The following is a 26,648-nucleotide window of genomic DNA, read 5'->3' as shown; positions in this document are numbered from 1 at the left end:
TTGGCCGAGTAATTCCCGCACAGGAGTACTCAGTGGAGTTGAGTTACACGGTTTGCCCGAGTAATTCCCGCGCAGGAGTACTCTACGGGAGCGCCTGCCCGTGTGTCAACGTCCCGCAGAATGCCGGTACTCCGTCGGCGACTCGCCGTAACGGCGGCGGAACAGCTTCGAGAAGTAGAGCGCGTCCTGAATGCCGACGGACGAGGCGATCTGCTCGATCGTCAACTCCGGCCGCTCTCGGAGCAGACGGCGGCCGCGGTCGATCCGCGCCTGCGTCAGGAAGGCGATCGGCGTCATGCCGGTGCGGCGCTTGAACAGCCGGGACAGGTACGCGCGGTTGTAGCCGATCGCTTCGGCCATCGCTTCGATCGTGACGGGCTCGGCATATTGCGTGGACAAGTAGCCGATCATCCGCCGAACCAGCTCGTCGCTGTGGGAGTCTGGGCGGAGCGCGGCGCGCTGAGCCTCGGAGGAGGCATCCTGCAAGGCGGCCAGCAGCAGGTACAGATAGCCCGATGCTTCGAGCGAAGCGGAACGGCTGCGGGAGCGGAACGCTTCGAAGATGTTCTTGCACATCTCGGCCGGAAGTCTGCTCTCGCCGGTGTCGACGAACCCGCCTTCCGGTCCGAAGCCGGCCGTCTCAGCGAGATGCGGCGCCAGATCGCCGTCGAAGGCGGCCCAGCGATATTTCCAAGGATCGCTGGGGTCCGAGGCATAGCTGACCAATTGCTTCGGCGGAATCAGGAAGCTGTGCCCCTCGCGCAGCTCAGCACGCAGATCGCCGGAGACGAACGTCCCCCGTCCGGAGATCACATGATGCAGCAAATAATAGTCCACTACTTTCGGTCCGACCCGATGCTCCGGGCTCGTCTGGCTCTCCCCGGCGAACAGTACGGTTATGCCTCCGGCGGCCTCGAGCTCCATGCCGGCAGGGTTGGAGACGACGCGGTACGTCGGCGTTCTGCGCATTCCTTCCACTCCTCCATTCGACGGAAGAGTCGTCTCCTTCCATCGCTTGTACGGCTTCTCTCATTGTATCACGCACATGAGCTGGTGCGAATCTCGAAAGTCACTTTTCTCCATGTGAAGAACACATCCCGCCATTTTCCGTCCGCTTCAAAATTCGTTATACTGAAGCTACCAAATCTGCTTGCCAGAAGGAGCGATTATCAATCTTATGCCGCACATTCCGGATCTAAAAAGAGAGTTCGCGAGCCGCTTCGGCGGGTCCGCGCAAGACATTCGCGTCTTCCATGCGCCAGGACGCGTCAATCTGATCGGAGAGCACACCGACTACAACGGCGGGGCGGTGTTCCCGGCGGCGCTGACGTTTGGCACGACGCTGCTCATTCGTCCGCGCGAGGATCGCATGCTGGGGCTGGCATCCACGAATTTCGCGCTCGGCGGCGTGATCGACGCAGACGGGCTGTCGTTCCGCGAGGAAGACGATTGGATGAACTATCCGAAGGGAGTCGCTTGGGAGCTCGAACAGAGGGGCTTAAGCTTAACGCGGGGCTATGACCTGCTTTTCCACGGGGAGATTCCGAACGGATCGGGCTTGTCGTCCTCGGCTTCGATCGAGGTCGTCACGATGTTCGCGCTGCTGACGTTGGAAGCGGAGAAGACGGACACGGTGCAGATCGCTCGCTGGTCGCAGCATACGGAGAACGAGTTCGTCGGCGTCAAGTGCGGCATTATGGACCAATTCGCCGTCGCGAACGGCAAGAAGGACCATGCGATTCATCTCGATTGCGATACGCTCAAGTACGAGCTCGTCCCGTTCAAATCCGGCGACTACAAGCTCGTCATCGGCAACACGAACAAGCGCCGCGGACTGGTCGATTCCAAGTACAACGAGCGCCGCGCGGAGTGCGAGCAAGCGGTGCAGGATTTGCGCCAAGCGTTCCCGGATTTGACCCTGCTCGGCCAATTGACGCTTGCGCAATTCGAGGCGAACGAGCATCTGATCGCGGACGAGACGGTGCGCCGCCGCGCCCGCCACGTCGTAGAAGAGATCGACCGCGTCGGCCGCTCTGTTGAGGTGCTCAGCAAGAACGATCTGGCGGCGTTCGGCCTGCTCATGAACGCCTCGCACGATTCGCTGCGCGACCTGTACGAGGTAACGGGCGATGAGCTGGACGCCATGGTCGAAGCGGCCCGCGAAGTGCCGGGCGTGCTTGGCTCCCGAATGACGGGCGCCGGCTTCGGCGGCTGCACGGTCTCGCTTGTGCACCAAGATTCGGTCGAACGGTTCATCTCGGAAGTAGGTTCCAAATACGAAGAGCGCACGGGTCTAAAGCCGGCCTTCTACGTCTGCGACATCGGCGACGGCGTGCGCGAATGGAAGGAGGAGGCGTAACCATGGCGGTATTGGTAACGGGCGGCGCAGGGTATATCGGCTCTCACGCAGTGGCGGCTCTATTGGAGAAAGGCGAGGAAGTCGTCGTCGTCGACAACCTCTATCAGGGTCATCGCGAGGCGGTGCTCGGAGGGAAGCTGTACGTCGGCGACCTGCGAGACGAAGCGTTCCTGGCGCAAGTGTTCGCGGAGAACGAGATCGACGGGGTTATCCATTTCGCGGCGAATTCGCTTGTCGGCGAGAGCATGGAGAATCCCGGCAAGTACTACCACAACAACGTGTACGGGACGCTGTGCCTGCTTGAAGCGATGAAGAAGGCGGACGTGAAGTACATCGTCTTCTCTTCGACAGCAGCCACGTACGGTGAACCGGAGAAGGTGCCGATCGAGGAATTCGACCGGACGCAGCCGACGAACACGTACGGCGAGACGAAGCTGGCGATGGAGAAGATGATTCGTTGGTTCGACGTCGCACACGGCGTCAAATACGTATCGCTGCGGTACTTCAATGCGGCGGGTGCGCATGAGAGCGGCAAGATCGGCGAGGACCACAGCCCCGAGACGCATCTCATTCCGCTCGTGCTGCAGGTCGCGCTCGGCCAGCGCGAATTCATCTCCGTCTTCGGCGAAGATTATCCGACGGAGGACGGCAGTTGCATTCGCGACTATATTCACGTCAGCGATCTGGCTGATGCGCATCTGCTCGCGCTTGATCGGCTTCGCAAGGGCGGCGACAGCGCCGTCTACAATCTGGGCAGCGGCAGCGGCTCGTCGGTGAAGCAAGTGATCGAGACGGTGCGAGAAGTGACAGGCCACCCGATACCGGTGCGCGTGCAGGAGCGCCGGGCAGGCGATCCTGCGGTGCTGATCGCTTCTTCGGAGCGCGCCCGTTCCGAGCTCGGCTGGAGTCCGCGCCGCGAGAAGCTGAGCGATATTGTCGCCAGCGCATGGGAATGGCACCGGGAGCACCCGAACGGGTACCGGAAGTAAGAACGGGAGGCAGCAGGGGATGGAGACATCATCGATAGGCTCGGCTCAAGCAGGCAAGCCGAGCAACGTGACGCAAGGATCGCCGGCGGCTATCACGCGCCATATCGTACGGCTGGTGGAATTCGCGCTGCGGCGGGACATGATCGCGGAGCTAGACAAGGAAGCGGCCGTCAATGCGCTGCTGGATCTCTTCCGATTGAGCGAGCCCGATCAGGCTGCGATGGACACGGCGTTCGACGAACCGATTCCGGATAGCCCGACACCTCTGCTCGAGCCGCTGCTGGATGCGGCGGCTGAGTTAGGGCTTATTCCGGACGACACGGTGACGTACCGCGATCTTTTCGACGCACGGATAATGGGTCTGCTCATGCCGCGTCCGTCGGAGACGGCGGCCTTGTTCGAAGCGCTGAAGAAGGAGAAGGGCGTTGTCGCGGCGACCGATTGGTTCTACCGGCTGAACATGGACTCGAACTATATTCGGATGGACCGGATTCGCCGCAACGGCTATTGGCTTCACCCAACGGCCTACGGCGGCTTGGAGATTACGGTGAACCTGTCGAAGCCGGAGAAGGATCCGAAGGAGATCGCACTGCTGAAGACGCTGCCGCAATCGAATTATCCGCCGTGCCTGCTCTGCAAGGAGAATGTCGGTTACGCAGGACGGCCCGATCATCCGGCTCGCCAGAACATCCGGCTGCTTCCGGTGGAGCTGCAGGGGGAACGGTGGTTTTTCCAGTATTCGCCTTACGTGTACTACAACGAGCATAGCATCGTCCTCCGCGGCGAGCATGTGCCGATGCGCATCTCGCGCGAGACGTTCGCCCGGCTGCTCGACTTCGTGGAGCGATTCCCGCACTACTTCATCGGCTCGAACGCGGACCTGCCGATCGTTGGCGGTTCGATTCTGAACCACGATCATTTCCAGGCCGGAAGGCACGTATTCCCGATGGAGCAAGCGGATGTCGACGCATGGCGCGAACATTCGCAGGAGCCGAAGGTTCGCGGCGGCATCGTCAAGTGGCCGATGTCCGTGCTTCGCCTGCGTTCGGAGGATCGCGATGCGTTGCTGCGGACCGCCGGCGGCGTGCTGGATGCCTGGCGCGGCTATAGCGACGCGGCGGCGGAGGTGGCGGCGTTCTCGGGCGAGACGCCGCACAACACCATTACGCCGATCGCCCGCATGCGGGACAACGGCGAGTACGAGCTCGACCTCGTGCTGCGCAATAACCGCACGAGCGAGGAGCATCCGGACGGGATTTTCCATCCGCACCGGGAGCTGCACCATATTAAGAAAGAGAACATCGGCTTGATCGAAGTGATGGGTCTTGCCGTTCTCCCGGGCCGCCTGCAGCAGGAGCTGGCAGATATCGCGGAGCTGCTGACCGGCGCTGCGGCATACGATCCGGCGGCGCTGGCGGACGCTGCGCATCCGCTGGCGAAGCATGCGGACTGGATCGCCGAACTTGTCAGCGCGTACGGCACAGCTATGGCGGCGGAGGACGCCGCCCGCTTGCTGCAACGAGAGGTCGGCGACAAGTTCGCCGCCGTCCTGCGCGACGCCGGCGTCTACAAGGAGACCGCCCCCGGCCGCACCTCGTTCGAGCGGTTCCTCGCCTCCGCCGGCTTCTGAGCATATTCGGCTGCGTGCAGAGCAACAGATCCTCTGGCAAATCTGCCCTAGCCTGGCGGCGGCAAAGGAGCTTCGTCGACGCGAGTTGCAGAATGCGCCGTGGCTGGCATGAGCAATGAGCAACATGAATTTCTGAACTCTGAACGGCGAGCGGGCTTTGAGCTCTGGGAGCTTCAGGTTGAGCTCGCCTGCAACGACCAAATCCCGCCTCGCCAGCTTGTCCGGCAGGGCGGGATTTCTAGTATGTCGGCTGCTAACAGCCACTCTTGCGGCTCAGCCGCTCCCATTACCCGCGCAGCTTGCCCAGCTCGGAGACGAGCGCTTCCACTTCGCTGATGCTGAAGCGGTCTTTGGATTGCACCATATCGTATATGTCCTTGATATCCTCGTAGCGGTCCACTTGAAAATGCGCTGCCTGCATCGCCGCCCCGGAAGCCATTCTCAGCTTGGTCTTGATCGCCTCGATCATGTACTCGACGTTCTCCTTCGTCGGCATAGACAAATCCATTCGCTTCGCTTCCTCTCTGATTGCTTGATGAAGCCCATTGTACCATACCTCACCCGCCCCCGAAACCGCGAAAGGTGGCGTTCCGGCACGAGCCATGTTACCCTGTTAGAAAACATTTCAGACCGGACCGCCGCCGCGCGGATTCCGCCATACCCCATACTCGACACCAACCTGTCATATAAGGAGACTTATGACCCGCATGGTCCAAGCTTCACGCCCCGAAGATCTGCTTGCCGACGTCTCCGGCCTTCGCCGCTTCTTCGCAGGGGTCGCCGCCCGGCATGCCGAATCCGAATTGACCTTCCTCTGCATCGGCACCGACCGGTCGACAGGCGACAGCCTCGGCCCCTGGGTCGGCACGATGCTGGCCAACGAAGGCTTCTCGCGCGTCATCGGCACGCTCGAGAAGCCTTGCGATGCCGACCGTTTGCCGGAGGTGATCGCAAGCCTATCGCCTGGCGAGCCTGTCGTCGCCATCGACGCCTGTCTCGGGCGGCCGGAGAACGTCGGCCGATTCCTCGTCGCCGAAGGGCCGCTTCAGCCGGCCAAATCCGTAGGCAAGGCGTTCGCTCCCGTCGGCGCATACAGCGTCGCGGCGATCGTGAACGCGAACGGGCCCAAGCCCTATTGGACGCTGCAGACGACCTCGCTGTACCATGTGCTCGGCATGGCGCGGCAGATCGCCGGTGCGATCAAGGCCGAGTGGCCGGAGCCGATGTGATCCAAAGCCGGAGCCGATTTGAATTGTAGGAGCTCGATTCGCTACAATATCGATATTGAATCCGCGAACGAATCCGTACATGTATCGACGTCAAATCCCATGCAGACCTCATCTCGAAAGGACGTGACTTATGCCAATCGTAACGCTCGCCAACTCGCTGCAGGCAGCCTGCGCGGACGAAGGCGCCGGAACGCCCGTCTTGCTGTTGCACGGCTACTGCGGGAGCCGCCATTATTGGGACGACGTGCTGCCTTTGCTAAACGCCAAGTTCCGGATCATCGCACCGGACTGCCGAGGACACGGCGAGACGCAAGCGACGAACGGAGCTTATCCGATGGAACAGCTGGCGGAGGATGCCGTGCAGCTGCTCGACGAGCTCGGCATTCCGAAGGCGTACGTGCTGGGTCACTCGATGGGCGGCTATACCGCCCTTGCACTGGCGGAGAAGTATCCGGACAGGGTCCTGGGGCTCGGCCTCCTGCACTCCACGACGTTCCCCGACGACGAGAACGGCAAGGCGGGACGCGACGCCGCAGCCCGGCGCATCGCGCTGGAAGGCATCAAAGGCCACATCGACGACTTAGTTCCGAAGCTGTTCGCGCCCGAGCACCGAACTTCGATGCGCAGCAAGCTGTCGCGTGCAACGGTCATCGGATACGGTACGTCACCGCTCGGAGCGATCGGCGGAGCACTCGGCATGAAGGAACGGCCTGACCGCCGCTCCATCCTGGAGCAATTCCATAAGCCCGTGCTGCTGCTGGCAGGCGAAGAAGACGGCGTCATCGCGCCGGAGAAGCGGTTCCCGGCGTCCGGCCCGAACGTGACGCAAGTGCTTCTCTCCGGATCGGGTCACATGGGCATGATGGAGGCGCCGGAAGCGTTCGCGAATGCGATCGCGTCCTTCATCGAGACTTCCGAAGGACGCCGGAACGATGTATGACCGCGACTATCTGATGCGGCTTATCTCGCAGATGTCGGTCGCGATGGGCAGGCTGATGGGGCTCAAGGAGCAGAAGAAGCATGACGAGGCGATGGAGCTGATCGATGAGTTCCTCAGCCGCGAGCTGCGAATGCGCACCCGGCTTGCGCTCGGCCTGTCGGACGAGGATCTGCTGAAGATGCTGAGCATCGGAAGCGCGCCTAACCTCGAGTCCGTCGCGATCATTGCGGCGTTCTTGCAAGAAGATGGCGATCTGCTGCGGGAGACCGGACGAACCGTCGACGCCGTTCCGCGATACGAGAAGGCGCTTCGGCTGCTTATCTACGCTATCTTGGAGGGCGGCCCGATCAAGGGGCTTCGGATGGAAGAGCGCGTCCGCGAGCTGATCGCCGGACTCGAGCCTTACGAGACGACAAGCGAGACCAAGCGTTCGATCTGGGGCTGGGAGGAGAGCCAAGGCCAATATGCGGATGCTGAAAATAGGCTGTACGAGCTCTACGAAGATCGAGCCGTCACGGCTGACGAGGGCCGCTCCTTCTATAAGCGGCTGGAGCGATTGGAAGACGATGCGCTCGAGCGCGGTGGACTGCCTCGCGGCGAGCTTCGGGAAGGACTAGAGCAATGGATCAAGCTGGCAGGAGAGACGGCCTCATGAACGATGCAATCCCTGATAAGAAGAGGGAAGAGCTGCAAGCTTTTCTCCAAGAGACGATTCAATCCGAACAGCTGCTGCAGGCGACCCTGAGCCAGCCGAGGAGCAAGTCTGCGGAAGCCGCGCGCCGAATATCGGTTCGACCGGTTCGCTTGAAGAACACGCTTCATTATCAATTCGAACGGCTGGTCGGCAACAAGGCGCTGCACGACAATTTGACGCCTGAGCAGGCGGCGGGCGAGATGGAGCGCTTACTGAGCGAGGACTACCGCCAAGCGCTGATCAAGACGCCGGAAGCCGACGTGCAGGTGCTCGTCAGCAAGAAGGGCAAGCCGGCGCTGCTGCGGCAGGCGCCTACCTCCAAGCAAGCGGACTCTGCCGCAGCCGCGCAAGCGCACAATAGAACGAAGCCGTATGCGCTGCCGGAAGGCGAACCGGTTCCTTTCCTGATCGAGCTGGGGGTGATGACGCCGGAAGGCCGCGTTGTGAAGGCGAAGTACGATAAGTTCCGACAGATCAACCGCTTTCTCGAGATGGTGGCGGATACGCTGCCCCAGTTGCCGGCGGATCGGGAGATCCGGATCGTCGACTTCGGCTGCGGCAAGTCGTATTTGACATTCGCGCTTTACCACTGGCTCGCGATTCGGGAGCGTCGGAACGTAACCATTTTCGGACTCGACCTGAAGAAGGATGTCATCGAGACCTGCTCGCGGCTGGCCGCCAAGCTCGGCTGGGACAAGCTTCGATTCGCGGTAGGCGACATCTCGAAGTACAAGGAATCGGCCGAGGTGGACATGGTCGTCACGCTCCACGCATGCGACACCGCTACGGATGCGGCGCTGCTGCAGGCGATCGAGTGGCAGGCTAATGTGATTCTCTCCGTTCCTTGCTGCCAGCACGAGCTGTTCAGCCAGCTGTCGCAGCCGATGCTCAAGCCTCTATTGAAGCATGGACTGCTCAAAGAACGCTTCTCGGCTCTCGTGACGGACGCGGTCAGAGCGCAGCTTCTGGAGACGGCCGGCTACCGGACGCAGCTGCTTGAATTTATTGATCTGGAGCACACGCCCAAAAATATTCTCATCCGCGCGGTCCGAACAGGCCAGCAGGGCAGCTGCGAAGCCGCTTCCGAATATGCGGCGATGCGTGACTTCTTGGGGATATCCCCATATATGGAGAGGAATTCGCAGGGCGAATTGGCGACTATTTTGTCCAATTTCAACAATTCGGAGCGCGAGCGCTAAGGAAATCTATAATACAAGGCCAAATCGGCAAGTCTATATTGTCGAAAAAAACCAGAGTATGGTAGAATAAAGGAATTAAGTCCCATGTTTTCCGGGGAAAGAAACGCGAAAAAGGTGAATGCCTTTGGGACTCCTATGGCCAGATTTGCTCTTGTTCATCTCTCTCTTTATCTTATTTGCTTGCGTCATAGCATTTAATAGACTAACGCTCACGCACAAATTATATTTAGCATTCCATTTTCTCATGATGCTATGGCCGCTTGGTCAGCTTGCCGCCAACATTACCGACTATCCTCACTACCAGAACTTCTTCATCCAGCTCTCCTTCGTGGCTGTCGGATTAATCGGGCCGGGGTGGCTCTGCTTCGTGCTGTTCTTGACGCAGCGCTCTTCGATGCTGAAGCCTGCCCGCCTTGCGGCGATGCTGGCGCCTGCTCTCGTGTGCATCGCGGGAGTGATCTGGAACCCGAACCATCTGTTCTTCGAGATGCTGGCCGGCGATCAGCCGATGCGGAAGTACGGACCGCTCTTCTGGGTGCTCTCCATCGTTCAGTACGCTTACTTGTTCTTCACGCTGATCCAGATGTTCCACGAGCTAAAGAACGACACGTCCGTTCATCGGCGCAAGCAGCTGGCGACGACGTTGATTGGCATGTTCGTGTTGAGCGGGTTCTCCATGCTGGACCTGCTGGTGAATGTTCTGCTGAAGGATTACTTGCCGGTCGTTCCTGGCCTAATGTCGCTCGGGATTCTGTTGTCTGACATTTGCTTCATTCTGGCGATCTACCGCTTCGGCATGTTCGATATTCTCAGCATGGCGCAGCAGGATATTTTCGAACATATGACAATGGGCATCGTCGTCGTCGACGACAACGGCAAGGTATTGGAAGCCAATCGGGGTTCCGGATCGTTCGCGAACGTCACGAAGGGCGACCATTTCGAGATGGAGAAGTTCCTCGCATCGCTCCACAGTCAGGAAGGCGTCGGCGAGTTCCTATATCGCTATCGCCACTACCCCCAAGAGAGGCTGCAGACGGAGCTTACGCTGCACGATCAGCGGCACGTCTCGATTCAGATCTCGCCCGTCCTCGACCATACGAAGGCGGTACTCGGCCGAATCATCACGTTCCATGATGTGACCGAGCTGCGCAAGCTGGTTGACGAGATGAATCGCAAGAACGAAGCGCTGCATGAACGCAACCTGGAACTGATCACCATACAGGACGAGCTCTATCGGGTCAACCAGAAGCTGGAGCAGATGGCGATTACGGACAGCTTGACCGGCTGCTACAACCGGAGATTCCTGATGCAGCAGCTGGAGCATGAAGTGCTGTTGAATCTGCGATATCGCATTCCGTTCTCGATCTTCCTGTTCGACATCGACTTCTTCAAGCATGTCAACGACCGATACGGGCATCTGGCCGGGGACGAAGTGATCCGGCGCACGGCGGAGATCGTGAAGAGCCAGCTGAGGCGCACGGATATTCTAGCCCGTTACGGCGGCGAGGAATTCACGGTGTATCTGCCGCATACGAATCGGGAGCAGGCGGAGCATCTGGCGGAGCGGATTATGGCTGCCGTCTTCGATAACCGGATCGATTCGGAGCAGGAGCAGATCGGGATCACGATCAGCATGGGCATCGTGACGGAAGATAACTTCGATCAGCAGGTGGACGATGTGAAGGAATATTTGCGCGGATTGTTCTCGAGCGTCGACGCAGCCTTGTATAAGGCGAAGGACGAAGGGCGCAACCGCGCCGTCATCGCACAAGTCAATTGATGTTGTTCATTGTTCGGAACGGACATTCCATGAAGTTGGATGGAGGAAGTTTAGTTGGATCACATGGGAAAATGGTTCGGCATCACCCTGGCATCCATCATCAGTGCAGCCGCAGCGATCGTAATAGCCATAGAAGCAGAAGGTTCGGGATGGGAGATTATCGTCGGCGCGACCGGAATCGGGTTTGCCTGCGTGCTTCTGCCAACGGGCTGGATGCTGGGCAGGCATTATGACCGCATCAAATCCCGCTCGGAGCGGGATAGCTTGACGAACGCCTTCACCAGAAGGTTCATCGACCGCTGCTTCACTCGCTTATCCGAACAAGCGCTGCGAGGAGGCAAGCGGATCTCGGTGACGCTGGTTGATCTGAACGACTTCAAGTTGATTAACGATACTTACGGCCATAGAAGCGGCGACGAAGTGTTGGTCCAATTGGCGAAGGCGTTAGCCTCCTGCTGCAACCGCGGCGAGATCGTCGGACGATGGGGCGGAGATGAATTCCTCATCCTCAGTCCCTATGCAGTCAGAGGCGCGTCGAACTCGCTCCATCGACTCATCGAGGAGCGGATGGAGCGGCTGTCACAGTCGACGGACAAGCCGATCTCGGTCGCGATCGGAACGGCGGTATTCCCGGAGGACGGCAAGACGCTGGAGCAATTGCTTCAAACGGCGGATCGCGGCATGTATGAGGACAAGAAGCTTCGCAAGAAGGAAGAGACGATTCATCGACTTAAGGCCTAAATTAGTATCCAAGTCAGATCGATTATTGTAGAAATAGGTCTACCTACTTAGTCCGTTTAATGCTATATTTACGTTATCCTCGTTATCCCATGCTCTTATTACATACTTAAATTGGGCAAACTTGCTGAAAGGCAAGGACGCAAAGCTATAGGGTCTAAAGTTCTATGGAACGATGACAGCCTAGCCGCCGGTAACTTCCTCCGGGAATTGCCGATACGGTTGTCCGGCTGCCTTCCAATCGAGAGGCGGCTTTTTTTATTCGGTGATAGCGGGAAAGGTGGCAGGATAAAATGGCGCATAGAGTCCCCATACAACCAGATAAAGATTCGCTGTCGGTGAAGTCGCTGCTGCATTGCCGAACGGTTATCGCGAATTCCCATTTTGTCGCCACGGGCATCATGACTCAAGTTGAAGGAGAACTGTTCGAGATCGAGCTGCACGAATTCAACCGCTTCGAGCTGGGAGAAGCCGTGACGATGACGGTCTACTCGCCGGCGGGAATCCAGACATTCCAATCGATCGTGTTCGCTAAATATGAAGGAGCCGTCGCGGTCATTCAGCCTCCGCTCATCATGAAGAAATTCCAAGAGAAGCGAGAGTACTTCCGGGTCGAGACGACAGGCAAAGCGAAGATTCTCCGGGTAGTCGGCGAGAGAGGCGAGACGGAACTGCTTCCGGAGCCGCTCGAAGCCGAATTGAGCGATATAAGTATCGCCGGCGTCGGGCTGCGAATTCCGAAGCATCCGGCATTGGCGAAGGCGGCGCAGCTCGGCGCCATTCTTGACCTTGGCTTCATGCTCGAATGCGAGCTGGAGATCGTTCGCCGTGACCGCGCAGATGCCGACGTGTTAAGCTACGGCATGCGAATGAAGCTGCAGGACATGGATATGATGCGTCCGCTTCGGGCGTTCGTGCTGCGCAAGCAAGTGGAGAAGCAGATCGAGCTGCGCGGCCAGGCCGTGAAGAAGCGTTCATAGCGAGAGCGGGGCTGGGCAAGGCAATACAGGATAGAACAAGATAGAACAAGATAGAGCAAGACAGAGCAAGACAGGCAGGAGTACGTACAAGAGTAAGGCACGGATATATACAGGAGCAGGCTCGTGATCGTCGCGCGCCTATTTTTTTTTGCCTTCTACTTGCCCTGGGGATATTAGTCGAGTGCTGGGGATAAAAGGGGTCAATTCTGTGGGTGAGCAGTGGATAAGTTGGGGGTAACCGCTTGGGCATCGTGGATATCGACAGATAATAGGAGAGAGTTAGACTTGTTCATGGGCGATAACCGGCGGTTTAGTGGATAGAATGTGGGGATAATGTGGGTAACTCGGTTGATATCGTGGATAAAATCATATTTTCTGTGGGCAAAGCAGTGGATAAGTAGGGGTTGTTCAACAACGGGCTCAGCCTGCCTCATCGGGAGCATCCTTGCTTCACAAGAGAGAAGCTATTAAGCTAAAGTTGAGAGACAACATTTGGCATTTAGTGGGGCGTAGCGATGACTCGGGGACTAAGGATAGTTGGCCTTCTCGGCGCAATAGCGCTTGCAATTACGCTTGGCTGCTCCGCTTACCGCAGCGGTCTTTTTTTTGACTCCGACTTCTATTGGCTAGAGCTGTCGATTATCACCTGTGCGGTCTTGGCCGGAATCGCGGGCTGTTGGAGCTTCGTTCCATGGCGGGTGAAGCCCTGGTCGCTCGCTCCGTTCGCGATCGCGGCTGTGTACGCGCTCGTATACATGTTGCAGCCGGCATCAACTAAAGGGACGGCGGACGCCTTCCTCCGCTGGACGGCATACGCCTCTTGGATGGTGCTGCTGGGTATTCTCATGGCCGATTCGTTGCGGCGCAAGGCGGCATGGGCAGGGTTGCAAGCAGTGGGAGCCTTTCTTGTCATCGGGGGCTGGCTGGGCTGGTTCGACTGGCTTCGATTCCCCGAGATCATCTTCCGCTCGAATGAAGCGGCGCTTGCGGCGAACGGCGCCAGGCTCGCTGGCTTCTTGCAGTATCCGAATGCCTTCGGGGCTGTCGTCGCGGCTTTCGCGCTAATGCAATGGCAGTTGATTGCTTCCGAGCGTCGGACGGAATCGCTGGCGTCTTCCTTGTTGCTCGTACCGACGCTCGGCGCGTTGTTCTTAACCGAATCGCGAGGCGCCTTGTTGGCGCTGGCGATCGGGTTCGTCATTGCGGCGGCGCTCCGCAAGCCGGAACAGCGAGGGAGCGGCTTCGCCGCAGCAGGAATCGCTGCGGCGCTGGCGGCAGCTGCAGCGAGCAAGGCGTTCGAGGCGATGAAGCAGGGGCGGCCGGGGGACGGAATGTGGGCGCTGATCGCAGCGACTCTAGTAGGAGGTGGCCTCCTATTTGTCATTCGGAATTCCGGATTGTATTCAGGCCGGAGACGATGGGGAGCACGCTGCGCGAAGGCTGTCAAAGTTGCGGCATCAACGCCAGGCGGCCTGTTCTTACTTGTGATGGGAATGTTCGCGGCATACCTGCTGCTAGCTGGAGGGGGGACGGCGGGGGCGAGAGTTGTCGGGCATTTCGAGACGGCGGCGGCGAGACAGATGTATTATGCCGATGCACTGCGGATGTTCCGTGACCATCCGTGGCTGGGGACGGGCGGTGAGAGCTGGCGAATGCTAGTCGGACTGTATCAGAGCGAGCCATATATCGGCAATGAGGTCCATAGCGGGTATTTGGAGATGCTGATCGACACCGGGCTGCTTGGCATCGTTCTGCTGCTTGGCATGCTGGCCTGGTATGCGTGCAAGCTGCGCAGGGGCGCGCCTGGCGTATGGGGGCCGGCCGCCGTACTGCTTAGCCACGCGGCGATCGACTTTGATTGGTCCTACGGGTTCGCATGGCTGCTCTTGTTCTATTGGCTCGCGCTGCACCTGTCGGCGCGCGAGCAAGAGCCGGCCCCGGGCGCGGGCGTATACGCCGCCGCGCAGCCGGGGCCGCGGCGGCCGCGTACCGCCTGGCCGCCGCGCCTGGCAGCGCCGCTATGCGCTGCGCTGCTGCTTGGCTTCGCCGCCGCGGCATTGCCCGCGGCTTGGCGAAGCGCTGCCGCCGCGAGCGAGCAGGATGCTGCGCTCGCGGCGGCAGCCCCGGGCGCGCGTGCTGCGCACCTGCGCGCCGCGCTAGAGGCGGATCCGTCGTGGACGACGGTCCGCCTCCAGCTCGCCGCTCTCCTGCCGATGCAGGAGAGGGCGAGCCTGCTGGCGGCGGGATTGCGATATGAGCCGCAATCCGCGCCGCTGGAGCTTGAGCTCGGCGCAACGTATGCCGAGCTCGGGCAGCCTGCCCTCGCGCGCGATCATCTGCGCGAGGGGCTGCGCCTCGGGCGGTACGATCGCGAGGCGCAGAACGCCGCGATCGCCCGCATGGCGACGCTCGCCGATCGGCTCGCGTACGCCGGCCGCGGCGACGAAGCCCGCACCGCCGCGGCCGCAGCCGTCGAATTCTTCGAGAGTTACCGCGAACTGTATCGGCAGACATACGCGGGACAAGCCAATCCTTGGGAGGACAAGAAGCTGGCGCTGTTCGTCTCCGCTAAGACCAACGCGGCAAGAGCGATGGCTCTGCTTGGCCGGACGGAGGAAGCGCGCTCGCTTCTGCTCGAAGTGATGCAGGAGAACTCGCCAGAGTGGAGCCAAGAAGCCGCCGAGCGATTGAAGCGGCTAGAGGAAGCAGAAGGCTGACTACGCTCGAGCGGTGGGACATCCCGAATTAGTCTCAAAACGAACTAACTCGCCGCCGGAACGTCCGCATCAGCCCGAATTAGTCTCAAATCAGACTAATTCCTCGCCCGAACCGTCCCGCACTCCTTCTGGACTGCGGGACTGCCGCCATCTCACCCGCCGAACGCTTTGCGGAACGCATCGGCCAGCGACTCGCGGTCGACGTTCCATAGAGCGGCGATCTCTTCGCTCAGTTCGTCTTCCCACCAATCGGCGAGCTTCTTGCGGTTGCTGCGATTCTCATGGATCCAGAGCAGGTTGCCGACGACTCGCTTGACGTAAATCTCTTCCGCCTGCTGGACAAGCTCGGCGGGAATATACTGCTTCAGCCGCTTGGCTGTCCTGTAGAGCTCGAGTCCGCATGCGCGCCGAATAGAACGAAGGTTCGGAAGCTGAGCTTCGTGCTTAGGCTGTCCGGTTCTCATTGGTCATCCTCTCCCGCGATAGCCTATGCGTCAGAGCGGGGGATGGACACCGAGTCGCATAACGCCAATAGACGGCGGAGCCGGTTCGATCCGCGCCTGTTGATGAGCGAGAGGCAGTCCGCGGCGGCAGCGACCGATAAGAGGAAGCCGCCGCACGAATACAACAAGAAAAGAGCGGAACAAATGCCCGCTCTTACAGCCAACTTTTCGACCACCGTCAACAGTCCGCCCTCATAGCCGTCTCTAGACTCGCCGCCGTCAACCTGCCCTCACAACCGCCTTCTCACCAGCCGCCTCAGATTACGTACAAATACCCGACCATCGGGATGCTCGTATTCGGGTCGCTGTGCGTCGTGCAGATGATCGGATACGTGCCGGCTTCCGTCGGAGTGAACTTAACGATCGTCGTCTTGCCCTTGTTGATCGTGCCGGATACGTTGTCCAGCCCTTCGATGTAGAATGGATGCGACTGTCCGCTGACGCCTGTGATGTGAAGCTCCACCGGCTGGTTCTTGTGGACGATAATCGACCCCGGCGAGAACACATACGATTCCAGCTGCTTGCCGTTCGAACTGGAGGAGAATTCCCCCGTGACGATCTGGAACACCTGCGGCTCCGCGGATACCGGGGCCGATGCCGCTCTCGACTGTGTCCACCCCACGTACGAGCCCGCCAAGATGATCGCAGCCGCCAAGATGATGTACCATTGAACCCTCTTTTTGCTAATGAAAACCACTTTGCTCATCGTCCGCTCTCTCCTCTTCGTCTTGATCCTCGTTCTAATAGAAATGTATGCAAGAGCCCGTCCCCGCATGACAAGCTGGGGCTTGGAAGACTTCATGGACGATAGGTTTGCGCGGAGGGGGAGCTTGCCCTTATGATAGAGTAGATATTATCGCCAGACGGCTCGGCCGGAAGCTGTCGATAGGTAATGGGAGGCTATGGAATGGGTTTGATTCACGAATGGCTGGCTCAACTGCTGAGCTGGATCGAGAGCCTGGGGTATTTCGGCATCATTATTGGCCTTGCGATTGAGGTCATTCCGAGCGAGATCGTGCTGGGCTACGGCGGGTACCTCGTCTCCAAGGGGGACATTAATTACTTCGTCGCTGTATTATGCGGAACGATCGGCGCGCTTCTTCAGCAGTGGATTCTATACGCCATCGGCCGATTCGGCGGGCGTCCGCTCGTCGACAAGCTCGGCAAATATTTGCATATCAAACCCAAACATATCGATCTGGCGGAGAAGTGGTTCGACAAGTACGGCTCCGTGATTGTCTTCACCGGGCGTTTCGTGCCGGTCATGCGGCAGGTCGTCTCCATTCCAGCCGGCATGGCGCGCATGAACTTGGGGAAGTTCACGCTGCTGACATTCGTCGCTTCGCTGCCGTGGTCGCTGCTGTTCGTTGGCCTGGGCTGGTCGCTTGGGTCGCAATGGGAGAAGATCGACGAGAAGGCGGCCCCTTACGTGCAGCCGGTCATTCTAATCGCCATCGCGCTGCTGGTGGTCTACTTCCTGTTCCAGTACGTGCGCAAGCGTTCGAAGCCGAAGGCATAATCCTTTATCCTTTATCCTTTATCCTTCATCCTTCATCCGCGTCCCGCGATTTGATACAATAGATCCGATTGGAATCCAGATCCTATTAGAGGAAAGAGGGACCCTCATGAGCCAACAATTGGGCCAATATCTGAATAAGGGCATCTCGCCTAAGCAGTTCATGGACGGGATGGAGAAGAACCGCGAAGCGTTCCATGCGAATTACGAGCAGTTCGCCTGGCCAACCGCTGAGCTGCAGGAGTATTACGAATCGCTGAACAACCGCGACGATCTGCGCTGCATGATCATTACCGCGGATTGGTGCGGCGACGCGCTGCGCAGCGTGCCGATCGTTCTCCGCGCCATGGAGGCGGGCGGCGTTCCGACCGAAGTGATGATTATTGAGCAGCATTACGATCTGATCGATCAATTTCTGACGTTCGGCGGCCGTTCCATCCCGATCGTGCTCATCACCGACACGGGCGGCCATCTGCTCGGCCAGTGGGGTCCTCGTCCGCAGCATGTGCAGGAAGTGATGCTCGCCTTCAAGGAGGCGAATCCGGATCGCGAGGCGCCGGACTACCAAGAGAAGCTGGGCGTAGCCCGCAAGGAGATCGTGCGCCGCTATGGCGACGCGGCCGATTACACGCCGGTTATTCTGCGCGAGCTGCAAGCGATTCTGGAACGAGCCTAATAGGGGCGGTTGTCGAAAATGCTAACTTTTCAACGCTATACATTGGGCGCTTTGCAGACGAATGCTTACGTGCTGATTGACGCGACGCGCACGCGCGCGGCGGTCATTGATCCCGGTACGCCGGACGCCGCGCTGCTTCGCCGGCTGGAAGGGCTGAAGGTCGAAGCGGTCGTGCTGACGCATGCGCACTTCGACCATATCGGCGGCGTCGCCGAGCTGCGCAAGCGGTTCGGCTGCCCGGTCTACCTGCACGCTTCGGAGAAGGATTGGTTAACCGATCCGGCCAAGAACGGATCGCTGATGTGGCCCGACATCGGCGGGCCCATAACGACCGAGCCGCCGGACGCATATCTTGCAGACGGCCAGAAGCTGGAGCTGCTCGGCGAGACGTTCGACGTTCTGCACACGCCGGGGCATTCGCCCGGCAGCGTCAGCCTGCGCTGCGGGGATCTGCTGTTCGCCGGGGACGCGCTGTTCCGCCGCTCGGTCGGACGGACGGACCTGCCGGGCGGGAGCGGGCCTGCGCTGGAGCGGTCGATCCGCGAGAAGCTGTACGCGCTGCCGGACGACGTCATCGTCTTGCCGGGACACGGGCCGGAGACGACGATCGGCGAGGAGAAGCGGGACAATCCGTACGTCCGGGCTTAGAAGACGCAGCTTGCAGGAAATGTCGCCTATTGAGAGTAAATGTAAATTTATGCTTTACATGGGTTACAGCATCTGCTAATATAGCGATACCAAGGTTTACGATTTACGGCTGCGAAGAACGCAGGCGAAGGAGAGCTCGACTCTCACTCGCTTGCGTTCTTTTTGTTTTTTATCGAGAAGAGGAGGATGGATTGTGAATCGCAAACGCCAAATGGTCATCAGCTTATCCGCAGCCCTGCTGTCGGGTCTGCTCGTTTATGGCGTCTATCTGCTGCAACTTCGGCACATTCGGCTGGAAGAGACGGAAGAGATCGTTGTCCCGAGACAATTCGTGCCCGCCGGCACGATTCTGGACAAGGGGATGCTGACAGTGGCGTCCATTCCGCGCGGGTCATTGGATCAAGACATGATCCGGCGGGTGGAAGACGCCGAAGGCATGCAGACGTTCGCCCCGCTGGGGGGAGGCGAGCCGCTGCTGGGCTGGAAGATCAGCCGCTTCCCGCTCTTGCCGCGCGAAGGGGAGGCAACCTTCCAGATTCCGCGCGAATATGTGAAGTCGGTGTCCAACGGGCTTCGCGCGGGAGACTGGGCGAGCGTGTTCGTCTCGTCTGAGTTAGGCCCGTCGCGCCGGCTCTATCCTGAGCCGGTGGTAGTCGCTGCGGTGAAGACGGCGGCCAACATGGAGCTCGAGAATCCGGATCGTTCCGGTCTGCAGTCGCTGGTGGAGGGTGACGAAGAGCAGCTGTACGCATCCCGCCGAGACGCGAACGGCAGCATCGACTCGGTTAATCTGAACTTGACGGAAGCGCAGTGGCTGGCGCTCGATTCGGCTTGCAAGGACGGAAGCGCTAAGCTGATTATCGCGTTCGAGGCTTCGGCATTCAGCCCGAACGGGAAGGAGGCGGGACAATGAGCGCAGCGGCAGGCAAGCTGGTGGCTTTCGCGGGATCGACGCCCAACATCGGCACTTCGGTCACCGCGTTCGGCACGGCGTTCCGCATCGCGACGATGACCGGCAAGCGGGTCGGGTTCCTCTGCCTTAACTTGAAGAGTGCCAAGACCCATCTGTATCTAGGCATCGACAAGCCGGAAGTGACGCTGGACGGACTGCGTCCGGAGCTGAAGGCGGGAACGCTGACTGGGGACAAGCTGAGGCAATACTCGTTCGCTCCTTCGCGGCTGAACGGCTTGCACGTCTTGTTCGGCAACTTGGCCCGCGATCAAGCGGAGTATTACGAGCCGGAGCAGATCGAGAGGCTGCTTCAGGCGTCGCGGGAAGCGTTCGATCTGACGATCGCGGACGTGAGCGCTTATTGGGACAATGCGGCTACGGTCTGCGCCATGCGCGAAGCGGATCACCGTTGTCTCGTGACGACGGGAAGCCTGTCCCACTTCCAGGAAGATGTTAACCGATGGACCGGCCAAGTCGGAGCACAATTCGGCATCGCTCAAGAGCAGTTCCAGCTCGTGCTACTGCAAGGGGCATATCCGCATTCGGGAGGGTTCGGTATGAAGGAGATTCGCAAGGAGACGGGATGCGTCTCATTCTCGGAGCTGAAGCTGAAGGAGAGCCTTCATCTGCAGCTGGACAGCGGGCGGCTGGACGAATGGCTGGCGATGGAGGAGCGGCATGCGCAGGCTTTCGATCAAGTGGCAGATCCGCTGTTGAAGAGGCTGAACTGGAGCGAGCGGCTCCAGCGGACGGAGCGTCCGTGGATGCGCCGATTAATGATGCATCGGAGCCGAGGCGGATGATGGCCGCGGATGATAGGCCGACGCGGTTCTCGGCTGCGGCCTACGCCTCCAAGCTGCAGGCGGAGGGAGAGATGCCGGCTGCGGCTGCGGTGCTGCGCATGCCGGAAGGCGGCCGGCTTGATGTGCAGGAGTTGAAGGAAGAAGCGCGGCAGATGCTTGCGGCGCCGAGGGGCTGGAGCGAGGAAGAACGCCGGAAGTATGCGGAGAAGCTGAACCGCGCGGTGATCGGGTTCCCGCAGGAGCGCTCGGAGATGCTGGCCGTATTATCAGACTGGGTCATGAAGAAGCGGCTTCAGCACTATGCGCTCGGGCCGATGCAGTACGGCACGCTGGCGGAAGCGTTGTTCGCGGAAGTGATCGGGCTGAACGTGCTGGAGCTGGTGCTTCGCGACCGGGAGGGTCTAGAGGAGGTGCAGGTCGTCGGGACGCGCATCTTCGAGGTGCGCGACGGGAAGGCATATCCTTCGGTCTATCGGTTCGACGATATCTCGCAAGTGGAACGTATCCAGCAGAATCTGGTGCTGTTTAACAACGACCGAATCAATCCGCGCAAGCGATGGGCGGAGGTACTGCTGCTGGACGGCTCCCGCGTGACGATGACCGGCTTCGGATTCACGGCGCAGCCGACGCTTACGATCCGCTTCTACACGGTGCGCAGATTTGAGCTGGAGACGCTGTGCCGGCCCGAGTACCGCACTATTAATGATGAGATTCGCGAACTGCTCGGGGCCTTGATTCGCTCCCGGTTCAATATGGTCGTCATCGGGGCGACGAATACGGGGAAGACCCACTTCATCAAGGCGATGATCGCCGCCATGCCAGATGAAGAGCGGATCGTCACGATCGAAGGCCGATATGAGCTTCGGCTGGCCAAGGACTTCCCGGAGAAGAACGTGATCGAGTACGAAGCGGAAGAGGACGATCCGCTCCATGGCTCCCGCCAGGCGTTCAAGCTGGCGCTGCGGCAGTCTCCGCAGCGGATATGCCATGCGGAGATTCGCGATGAGGACGCGAACATCTACGTTCGCGCTTGCACGCGCGGTCATGAAGGCAGCATTACGTCTGTCCACGCGAATGCGTTGGAGGATGTGCCTGAGACGATCACGGACATGTGCATGCTGGACGGCCGCGGCATGAATCCAACGCGTCTGACCAAGCGGATCGCCGAGATGGTGACCCAGATCGGCTTCGAGATGCGGATGGTCGGAGACTGCCGCAAGCTCGTCCGGATCGGGGAGTTCGCTTGGGAAGGCGGAGACGTCGTTGTGCGCGATCTGGCCCGTTATGACGATAGTCGGGACTCGTGGGAGCTGCCGCTTGATTTCTCTGCCCGCGCCTGGGAACGAATCCGGCGCGCCGACTCTGCCGCGTTCGAACGCTATCGGCGGAAGGGAGGTCTTTCCGATTGACAGGTACACGGTTCCGCTGCTGCTGATCGTCCTGTTCACCTTTTTATTTATCGCTTTCTATGGTTGGTTCAGCGCCGGATTGGACTCCCTGTTCCGGCACCGGCGGCTGGAATCGAGGCGCGAGTCTTCCTGGCGGACTGCGGTCGCCGGCTATCTGTCCAGACTTGGCAAGCCATATAACCGTGTTGCCGATCTGCTCGGCGCCGCAGGCTGGACGATGACTGTCGAGAAGTTTGCTTTGCTTTCTCTGCTGCTCGGCTTGGGAGGAGCCGTCGCTGGCTGGTCGCTTTTTCAATCTCTCCGTTCGGCTGCGCTGTTTAGTGCGATGCTGGCGCTGTTGCCTTATGGCTTGCTGAGGTTTCGGCTGATCAATCGGCAGATGGCGACCCGCCTTGAATTTCTGCCGGCGCTGGAGCTGTTCTATCAAAGCTATCTCATCACGGGAAGACGGCATATTCGGACATCGCTGCAGAAGGCGGTCGAAGAGAGGCATCTGACCGGCGAGATTCAATCGGTATTCGAGCAGCTGTACCGCAACTTATGCGTCAAAGGGAACGATGAGGGGAGCTTGCGGCGCTTCGCGATGGCCGTCGGCAACGTATGGGCGGACTACTTCGCGAACATGCTCGGCGTCGCGCTGACGGAAGGGAACGACATCGCGGACAATTTGAAGGAATTGATCGGCGATATGCGCAAGTCGCGGATGGAAGAGCAAGCGGAGCGCCACCGGCTGCTGGAGATTCGGCTGGCTAATTTCTCGCCGCTCTTGTTCCTGGTCTTGTTCCTTGCCGTCAACTTTCGGATGAACGGAGAAGCCAGCTATCGTTCCTACATCACGGACCCTGTCGGCAGAGGCATGCTTCTCAACGCGGTCGTGCTCATGTTCATCTCGTTTCTGATGGGGGTTTATTTGTCCCGCCGCAAGCTGTAGCAGCCTGATAGCGCCGGCGATGCGCCGGAAGCGCCCGGTATGAGAGGAGCCGATGAAGAACGATGGCACAGTATGATACTGGGCTGTATTACACGCTGGGGTTCGCGGTTCAATTCGTGCTCGCCGCGATCGGGATCGGGCTGCTGCTTCGGCACTTGTCCGCACGCCGGCCCCGTTGGCGAATCGCGCGAAGAGCGCTTCACCGCCGGCAGCCACCGCTATGGTTGCTCCGCTTGACGGGCAGCCATCGCGATTCCCAGCCGCTTCGCGAGCGGAGCGCGCTCCTGGCAGGCTGCGGACTCCGCTGGCCGGCAGAGTGGTACTTGGCGTTGCGTCGCACTGCGTTGGCATTGCTCCCGTTGGCGGCAATCGCCGCATACGCCATAGAGGAAGCGGGGGCTCTCTCCGGGCTGCAAGCCGGCTATGCGGAGACCGCCATGCTAGGAGCGGCGATTCTCGTGTACTTCGACCGCTTCGGCCTGGAAGCGGTCAAGCGATACAGGGCTGACCGCATTCGCCGGGAGATCGTGCTAATTAGCAACCAACTGCTCTATTACGCAGGCTCCCGGCTCCACCTGCATGGGAAGCTAATGCGATGCCTCCCGTACACGAGGCTGATGAAGTGGGAGCTGCAGCTGATGCTGAACGAATGGTATTACGATCCGGAAGGCGCCATCAGCCGGTTCAAGGAACGTCTAGGCACTAGCGAAGCCTACGGATTCGCGGAGACAATCCGCTCGCTTCGGCTGAACGAGTCCGGCGAAGTATTCGACATGCTGCGGGAATCGGTTAAGGAATACAAGGCCAAGATCGAACTGGCTAAGGCCGGCCGCAAGGAGACAGTATCCTATGCGCTGTTCGTGCTGGCGGGCTTGCCCATTCTGTATACGTTCCAGGTGTTCCTGTACCCGTGGGTTCAGCAATCGAGGCAGCTGTTCGACGTTCTGAATTCCTAGATCTGCGATGCGAAGGGAGGTTGGAAGCATGCGGAACATTCTCATTACCGTCATGATGCTGATCGTGGTCGCGGTGATGTTCACGAACATCATTACCAAAGATTCGACCGGCACCAAAGCTCGGATCGAGACGCAAGGCACGGCGGCGAACACGAAGCTGGGCGAGCTGGCGCCGTGATCCTGATTCGGTGAGCAAGGAGGGATTTCAATTGAGGCAGATCCTTATGACCGTTCTGCTCATTATGACGGTCATCGCCATCTATATGAACGTAGCCCGCGGCAACGGCGGGACGGAGTCGCGCATTCAATCTTCCGGCGTCGTCATCGCGGACGGAATCTCCAGGATTAGCCCGTGAAGCAGCTGCTCGTGTTTGTATTATTCGCCGCGCTGTTCTGCTGGCTGATGTTCTCGCCGGTGTACAAGCACGTGCTCTTAATCCGGCAAGCCATTCTCCAGCAGGAGGTGGATTACTTGCTTGAGGTTGGCGCCAGCGGCCGATACGGGTACATCGATGATGCGATGATCGACGAATCGAGGAACCGCCTGTCACAGCGGGGGTTTCAGCCTTCCTTGCTGCAATATGAGGTCGATTCGACGACGGGAGCGGACCCGCGTACGCCAGCTGCGCCCCTTCCTCGGGGAGTCGGCATCAAGCTGGCCATTCGCTATCCGTACGAGAGCCTGCTGGATATTGACCGCTTGATCGGTATCGAGCCTCCGGCTGCCGGCGATACCATCTCCGCGGCAGGCTTAAAGATGAGTGAATACGTGCCTTGAAGTTAGTAGGGGAAGGGAAGGCTGGAAGCGGGGGAAGGGCATGCACAAACTGGTATTTGCTGCGCTGATGATCGTGATCTGGTGGATGCTTCATGCCTTGCAGATGGATGAGGAAGCCGCGCTTGGAACGCTGCACGAAGGGAAGCGGGCGGTCGACCGTGCGGCGCACGCGGCAGCCCAGATGGCGAACCGGGAGAAGCTCGAGGTTGGCATTCTGTCGATCGACGAGACGGCAGCGCTGGCTGCAGCCAACGAATATTTGCAAGCGAATTTGCGGCTTGGCGCGGACTTCTCTCCCGAAGCAGACGCCTTTCTGCGCGATCGGGTAGAGGTGAAGGCGTTCCGCGTCGTGAATGAGGCGGAGACATTCCCCTATACTTACCGCAATGCGGAATACGGCTATGAGACGACGCTTAACCGCCCAGGCGTTATCCTTATCGTCCACGTGGTCTATCCGCGAATGTTCGGCGTGCTCGCTCCCGTGGAATGGGACTTGAAGGGAGCGGCCGAAATGGTCTATTAATCAGCTCTCTCCAGTGAAGCCGGGGGCTTATGCTCCGGCTTCTTTGGCGTGTTTATCCTCCCCAAGCAAAATTTGCATAAGAAAGAAATCCTTCGCACACCCTATCGTCTGCGCGAAGACCTTGCAGACGCCGAGGAGGGGGAGGGCCATGGTTCGATATCGCATGCGCGGTTCTGCCAAGACCGAACCGCAGCCAGAACCGGTGCCGTTGTCTGCTGAACTGGCGCGGAATGAACAATGGATCCGTTCCGTCTGCTCCTCTTGCTCCGATGTCGTCTATCGTCCCTTCAAGATCGGAGGAAGAACGAGCGCGCTGCTGATATTCGTGGATGGCTTGGCGGACGACAGGGGAATCGAAGATTTTGTGATTGCTCCGCTCATGCGCGAGGATGCGTTGGAAGCGATCGGTCTTCAGGAGATGCTGCGGCAGAAGGTCGAAGCGTCGGATGCTTCGGAGCTTGAGACCCTGGACGAATGTGTTGTCAGGCTAATGGACGGTTACCCGATCTTGCTCTGCGAGGGAGAGTTAAACGCATTGGCGCTTGGATTGGCCAAGTGGGAGATGAGAGCCGTAGAAGAGCCTGCCGGAGAATCCGCCGTTCGGGGGCCCCGCGAAGGATTTACGGAGACGCTTCGCATCAATACGTCCCAAATACGCCGTATCATCCGTTCTCCCAAGCTCAAGATGGACTCGGTTCGAATCGGCGGCTATACCCGTACCCATGTCGTTGTGGCGTATATCCAGGGGGTGGCCGATGCAGCGATTGTCGAAGAGGTCAAATCCCGGCTGAGTCGCATTCAAGCGGATGGCATTCTGGAGAGCGTTTATATTGAGGAATTCATCGAGGACAACCCCTACTCGCCTTTCCCTCAATTGCTCGATACGGAACGGCCGGATGTTGTCTGCGCAAGCCTATTAGAGGGGCGGGTAGCCATTCTGACCGAAGGCTCGCCATTCGCGCTGGTGGCGCCAATCACGTTCTCGTCTCTCATGCAGGCGGCGGAAGATTACTATCAACGGTATATCTTCTCTACCTTCATTCGCTGGCTCCGGTACTTCTTTCTCATGATCTCCTTGCTTCTGCCTTCTCTATATGTAGCCGTTCTAACGTTTCACCAAGAGATGGTGCCCAGCTCTTTGTTATTCAGCATGGCGAGCTCGCGGGAGGACGTCCCTTTCCCTGCGCTGGTTGAAGCGATTCTGATGGAGGTAAGCTTCGAAGCGCTTCGCGAAGCGGGTCTGCGGCTGCCGAAGCAGATCGGTTCTGCAGTCAGCATTGTCGGGGCGCTCGTCGTCGGCGAGTCGGCGGTGCAGGCGGGACTCGTATCGGCGCCGATGGTTATCGTCGTCGCGTTGACCGGTATCGCTTCATGCATGATTCCGCGTTATGTCGCGAGCAATTCCATCCGGATGCTCCGGTTCCCCATGATCTTCCTGGCGGGGACGCTTGGTCTTCTTGGGATCATGATGGGCATTATCGCGCTCGTGCTTCATTTGAGCAGCTTGCGCTCCATTGGCCTTCCTTATATGGCTTCTCTGGCGACGCCGCGAGTCGGCGAGTGGAAGGACGTGCTCATCCGAGCCCCGTGGTGGTCGATGACCAAGCGTCCTCGATTGACGGGAACCTTCGATCAGAGACGGTTAGCGCCGGGACAGAAGCCGAGCAAGAACCGAGGATAACGCGATGCAGGATCTTT

General features: G+C 59.5%; 28 protein-coding genes and 1 riboswitch. Of the genes, 24 read left to right on the top strand and 4 right to left on the bottom strand.

The window, feature by feature from the left end; all coding sequences use genetic code 11:
• Positions 1 to 105: 105 nt before the first annotated feature.
• Entirely contained in the window at positions 106 to 969 is an 864-nt protein-coding gene (locus H4Q31_RS11655) for an AraC family transcriptional regulator (protein ID WP_185179254.1), read from the bottom strand.
• Positions 970 to 1,177: 208 nt separating this feature from the next.
• Between H4Q31_RS11655 and H4Q31_RS11650 the strand changes: the two genes are divergently transcribed.
• Genes H4Q31_RS11650 through H4Q31_RS11640 form a run of 3 tightly spaced genes read left to right on the top strand, consistent with a single transcriptional unit; the run spans position 1,178 to position 4,978 of the window.
• Positions 1,178 to 2,359: a galactokinase gene (locus tag H4Q31_RS11650; protein ID WP_185179253.1), complete on the top strand. Its 1,182-nt coding sequence runs from the start codon at positions 1,178 to 1,180 to the stop codon at positions 2,357 to 2,359.
• Positions 2,360 to 2,361: 2 nt separating this feature from the next.
• Positions 2,362 to 3,348, top strand: coding sequence for a UDP-glucose 4-epimerase GalE (gene galE, locus H4Q31_RS11645; RefSeq protein WP_185179252.1), 987 nt, complete (start codon positions 2,362 to 2,364; stop codon positions 3,346 to 3,348).
• 19 nt (positions 3,349 to 3,367) lie between these two features.
• Positions 3,368 to 4,978 (top strand): UDP-glucose--hexose-1-phosphate uridylyltransferase, encoded by a 1,611-nt coding sequence (locus tag H4Q31_RS11640; protein ID WP_185179251.1) that lies wholly within the window; start codon positions 3,368 to 3,370, stop codon positions 4,976 to 4,978.
• A 286-nt stretch (positions 4,979 to 5,264) separates the two neighbouring features.
• Here H4Q31_RS11640 and H4Q31_RS11635 read toward each other — a convergent pair whose 3' ends face one another.
• Positions 5,265 to 5,486 (bottom strand): DUF1128 domain-containing protein, encoded by a 222-nt coding sequence (locus H4Q31_RS11635; protein WP_185179250.1) that lies wholly within the window; start codon positions 5,484 to 5,486, stop codon positions 5,265 to 5,267.
• Between the two features lie 199 nt (positions 5,487 to 5,685).
• Here H4Q31_RS11635 and yyaC point away from each other — a divergent pair, with 199 nt between their 5' ends.
• The 8 genes from yyaC to H4Q31_RS11595 all read left to right on the top strand — a co-directional run bounded on the left by yyaC (position 5,686) and on the right by H4Q31_RS11595 (position 15,255).
• A complete protein-coding gene (gene yyaC, locus H4Q31_RS11630; protein WP_185179249.1) occupies positions 5,686 to 6,207 on the top strand; it encodes a spore protease YyaC in 522 nt (173 codons plus the stop codon).
• A gap of 130 nt (positions 6,208 to 6,337) precedes the next feature.
• Entirely contained in the window at positions 6,338 to 7,147 is an 810-nt protein-coding gene (locus tag H4Q31_RS11625) for an alpha/beta fold hydrolase (protein ID WP_185179248.1), read from the top strand.
• Positions 7,140 to 7,802 carry a DUF6483 family protein gene (locus H4Q31_RS11620; protein ID WP_185179247.1) on the top strand — a complete coding sequence of 221 codons (663 nt, stop codon included), beginning with the start codon at positions 7,140 to 7,142 and terminating at the stop codon, positions 7,800 to 7,802. Before H4Q31_RS11625 ends, H4Q31_RS11620 begins: the two co-directional genes overlap by 8 nt.
• Positions 7,799 to 9,040: a class I SAM-dependent methyltransferase gene (locus tag H4Q31_RS11615; RefSeq protein WP_185179246.1), complete on the top strand. Its 1,242-nt coding sequence runs from the start codon at positions 7,799 to 7,801 to the stop codon at positions 9,038 to 9,040. Before H4Q31_RS11620 ends, H4Q31_RS11615 begins: the two co-directional genes overlap by 4 nt.
• Positions 9,041 to 9,158: 118 nt before the next feature.
• Positions 9,159 to 10,820 (top strand): histidine kinase N-terminal 7TM domain-containing diguanylate cyclase, encoded by a 1,662-nt coding sequence (locus H4Q31_RS11610; protein ID WP_245347474.1) that lies wholly within the window; start codon positions 9,159 to 9,161, stop codon positions 10,818 to 10,820.
• 63 nt (positions 10,821 to 10,883) lie between these two features.
• A complete protein-coding gene (locus tag H4Q31_RS11605; protein ID WP_245347477.1) occupies positions 10,884 to 11,561 on the top strand; it encodes a GGDEF domain-containing protein in 678 nt (225 codons plus the stop codon).
• Positions 11,562 to 11,665: 104 nt separating this feature from the next.
• A riboswitch (cyclic di-GMP riboswitch) is annotated at positions 11,666 to 11,753 on the top strand.
• A 98-nt stretch (positions 11,754 to 11,851) separates the two neighbouring features.
• Complete coding sequence (locus tag H4Q31_RS11600; protein ID WP_185179243.1) at positions 11,852 to 12,538, top strand: PilZ domain-containing protein; 687 nt, start codon at positions 11,852 to 11,854, stop codon at positions 12,536 to 12,538.
• A 515-nt stretch (positions 12,539 to 13,053) separates the two neighbouring features.
• Positions 13,054 to 15,255, top strand: coding sequence for an O-antigen ligase family protein (locus H4Q31_RS11595; protein WP_185179242.1), 2,202 nt, complete (start codon positions 13,054 to 13,056; stop codon positions 15,253 to 15,255).
• Between the two features lie 152 nt (positions 15,256 to 15,407).
• Here H4Q31_RS11595 and H4Q31_RS11590 read toward each other — a convergent pair whose 3' ends face one another.
• Together H4Q31_RS11590 and H4Q31_RS11585 are read right to left on the bottom strand one after the other, a co-directional pair.
• Positions 15,408 to 15,719, bottom strand: coding sequence for a dehydrogenase (locus tag H4Q31_RS11590; protein ID WP_185179241.1), 312 nt, complete (start codon positions 15,717 to 15,719; stop codon positions 15,408 to 15,410).
• Positions 15,720 to 16,014: 295 nt separating this feature from the next.
• On the bottom strand, positions 16,015 to 16,464 hold the full coding sequence (locus H4Q31_RS11585) for a cupredoxin domain-containing protein (RefSeq protein ID WP_185179240.1): 450 nt from the start codon (positions 16,462 to 16,464) through the stop codon (positions 16,015 to 16,017).
• A gap of 201 nt (positions 16,465 to 16,665) precedes the next feature.
• Here H4Q31_RS11585 and uptA point away from each other — a divergent pair, with 201 nt between their 5' ends.
• The 13 genes from uptA (at position 16,666) to H4Q31_RS11520 (ending at position 26,631) form a co-directional block, all read left to right on the top strand.
• Positions 16,666 to 17,277, top strand: coding sequence for an undecaprenyl phosphate transporter UptA (uptA, locus tag H4Q31_RS11580; RefSeq protein ID WP_185179239.1), 612 nt, complete (start codon positions 16,666 to 16,668; stop codon positions 17,275 to 17,277).
• Positions 17,278 to 17,383: 106 nt separating this feature from the next.
• Entirely contained in the window at positions 17,384 to 17,950 is a 567-nt protein-coding gene (locus H4Q31_RS11575; protein ID WP_185179238.1) for a thioredoxin family protein, read from the top strand.
• An 18-nt stretch (positions 17,951 to 17,968) separates the two neighbouring features.
• Complete coding sequence (locus tag H4Q31_RS11570) at positions 17,969 to 18,598, top strand: MBL fold metallo-hydrolase (RefSeq protein WP_185179237.1); 630 nt, start codon at positions 17,969 to 17,971, stop codon at positions 18,596 to 18,598.
• A 193-nt stretch (positions 18,599 to 18,791) separates the two neighbouring features.
• Positions 18,792 to 19,511 (top strand): SAF domain-containing protein, encoded by a 720-nt coding sequence (locus tag H4Q31_RS11565; RefSeq protein WP_185179236.1) that lies wholly within the window; start codon positions 18,792 to 18,794, stop codon positions 19,509 to 19,511.
• Positions 19,508 to 20,353 (top strand): CpaE/TadZ family protein, encoded by an 846-nt coding sequence (locus tag H4Q31_RS11560; protein ID WP_185179235.1) that lies wholly within the window; start codon positions 19,508 to 19,510, stop codon positions 20,351 to 20,353. The genes H4Q31_RS11565 and H4Q31_RS11560 overlap by 4 nt, the downstream gene beginning before the upstream one ends.
• On the top strand, positions 20,350 to 21,762 hold the full coding sequence (locus H4Q31_RS11555; protein ID WP_245347475.1) for an ATPase, T2SS/T4P/T4SS family: 1,413 nt from the start codon (positions 20,350 to 20,352) through the stop codon (positions 21,760 to 21,762). The genes H4Q31_RS11560 and H4Q31_RS11555 overlap by 4 nt, the downstream gene beginning before the upstream one ends.
• On the top strand, positions 21,671 to 22,693 hold the full coding sequence (locus H4Q31_RS11550; protein WP_245347476.1) for a type II secretion system F family protein: 1,023 nt from the start codon (positions 21,671 to 21,673) through the stop codon (positions 22,691 to 22,693). The genes H4Q31_RS11555 and H4Q31_RS11550 overlap by 92 nt, the downstream gene beginning before the upstream one ends.
• Before the next feature lie 62 nt (positions 22,694 to 22,755).
• Positions 22,756 to 23,649 carry a hypothetical protein gene (locus H4Q31_RS11545; RefSeq protein ID WP_185179234.1) on the top strand — a complete coding sequence of 298 codons (894 nt, stop codon included), beginning with the start codon at positions 22,756 to 22,758 and terminating at the stop codon, positions 23,647 to 23,649.
• Positions 23,650 to 23,677: 28 nt separating this feature from the next.
• Complete coding sequence (locus H4Q31_RS11540) at positions 23,678 to 23,827, top strand: hypothetical protein (protein ID WP_185179233.1); 150 nt, start codon at positions 23,678 to 23,680, stop codon at positions 23,825 to 23,827.
• Positions 23,828 to 23,858: 31 nt separating this feature from the next.
• Entirely contained in the window at positions 23,859 to 24,005 is a 147-nt protein-coding gene (locus H4Q31_RS11535) for a hypothetical protein (RefSeq protein WP_185179232.1), read from the top strand.
• Positions 24,002 to 24,427 carry a hypothetical protein gene (locus tag H4Q31_RS11530; RefSeq protein ID WP_185179231.1) on the top strand — a complete coding sequence of 142 codons (426 nt, stop codon included), beginning with the start codon at positions 24,002 to 24,004 and terminating at the stop codon, positions 24,425 to 24,427. Before H4Q31_RS11535 ends, H4Q31_RS11530 begins: the two co-directional genes overlap by 4 nt.
• Before the next feature lie 40 nt (positions 24,428 to 24,467).
• Positions 24,468 to 24,950: a hypothetical protein gene (locus H4Q31_RS11525; protein WP_185179230.1), complete on the top strand. Its 483-nt coding sequence runs from the start codon at positions 24,468 to 24,470 to the stop codon at positions 24,948 to 24,950.
• A gap of 148 nt (positions 24,951 to 25,098) precedes the next feature.
• Positions 25,099 to 26,631 carry a spore germination protein gene (locus H4Q31_RS11520; protein ID WP_185179229.1) on the top strand — a complete coding sequence of 511 codons (1,533 nt, stop codon included), beginning with the start codon at positions 25,099 to 25,101 and terminating at the stop codon, positions 26,629 to 26,631.
• Positions 26,632 to 26,648: the final 17 nt, after the last annotated feature.

It is taken from the genome of Cohnella lubricantis, assembly GCF_014212015.1.
Classification (GTDB): Bacteria; Bacillota; Bacilli; order Paenibacillales; family Paenibacillaceae; genus Cohnella; species Cohnella lubricantis.
Note: the sequence above shows the minus strand (reverse complement) of the source record. Positions and strands in the feature narration are given on the sequence as shown.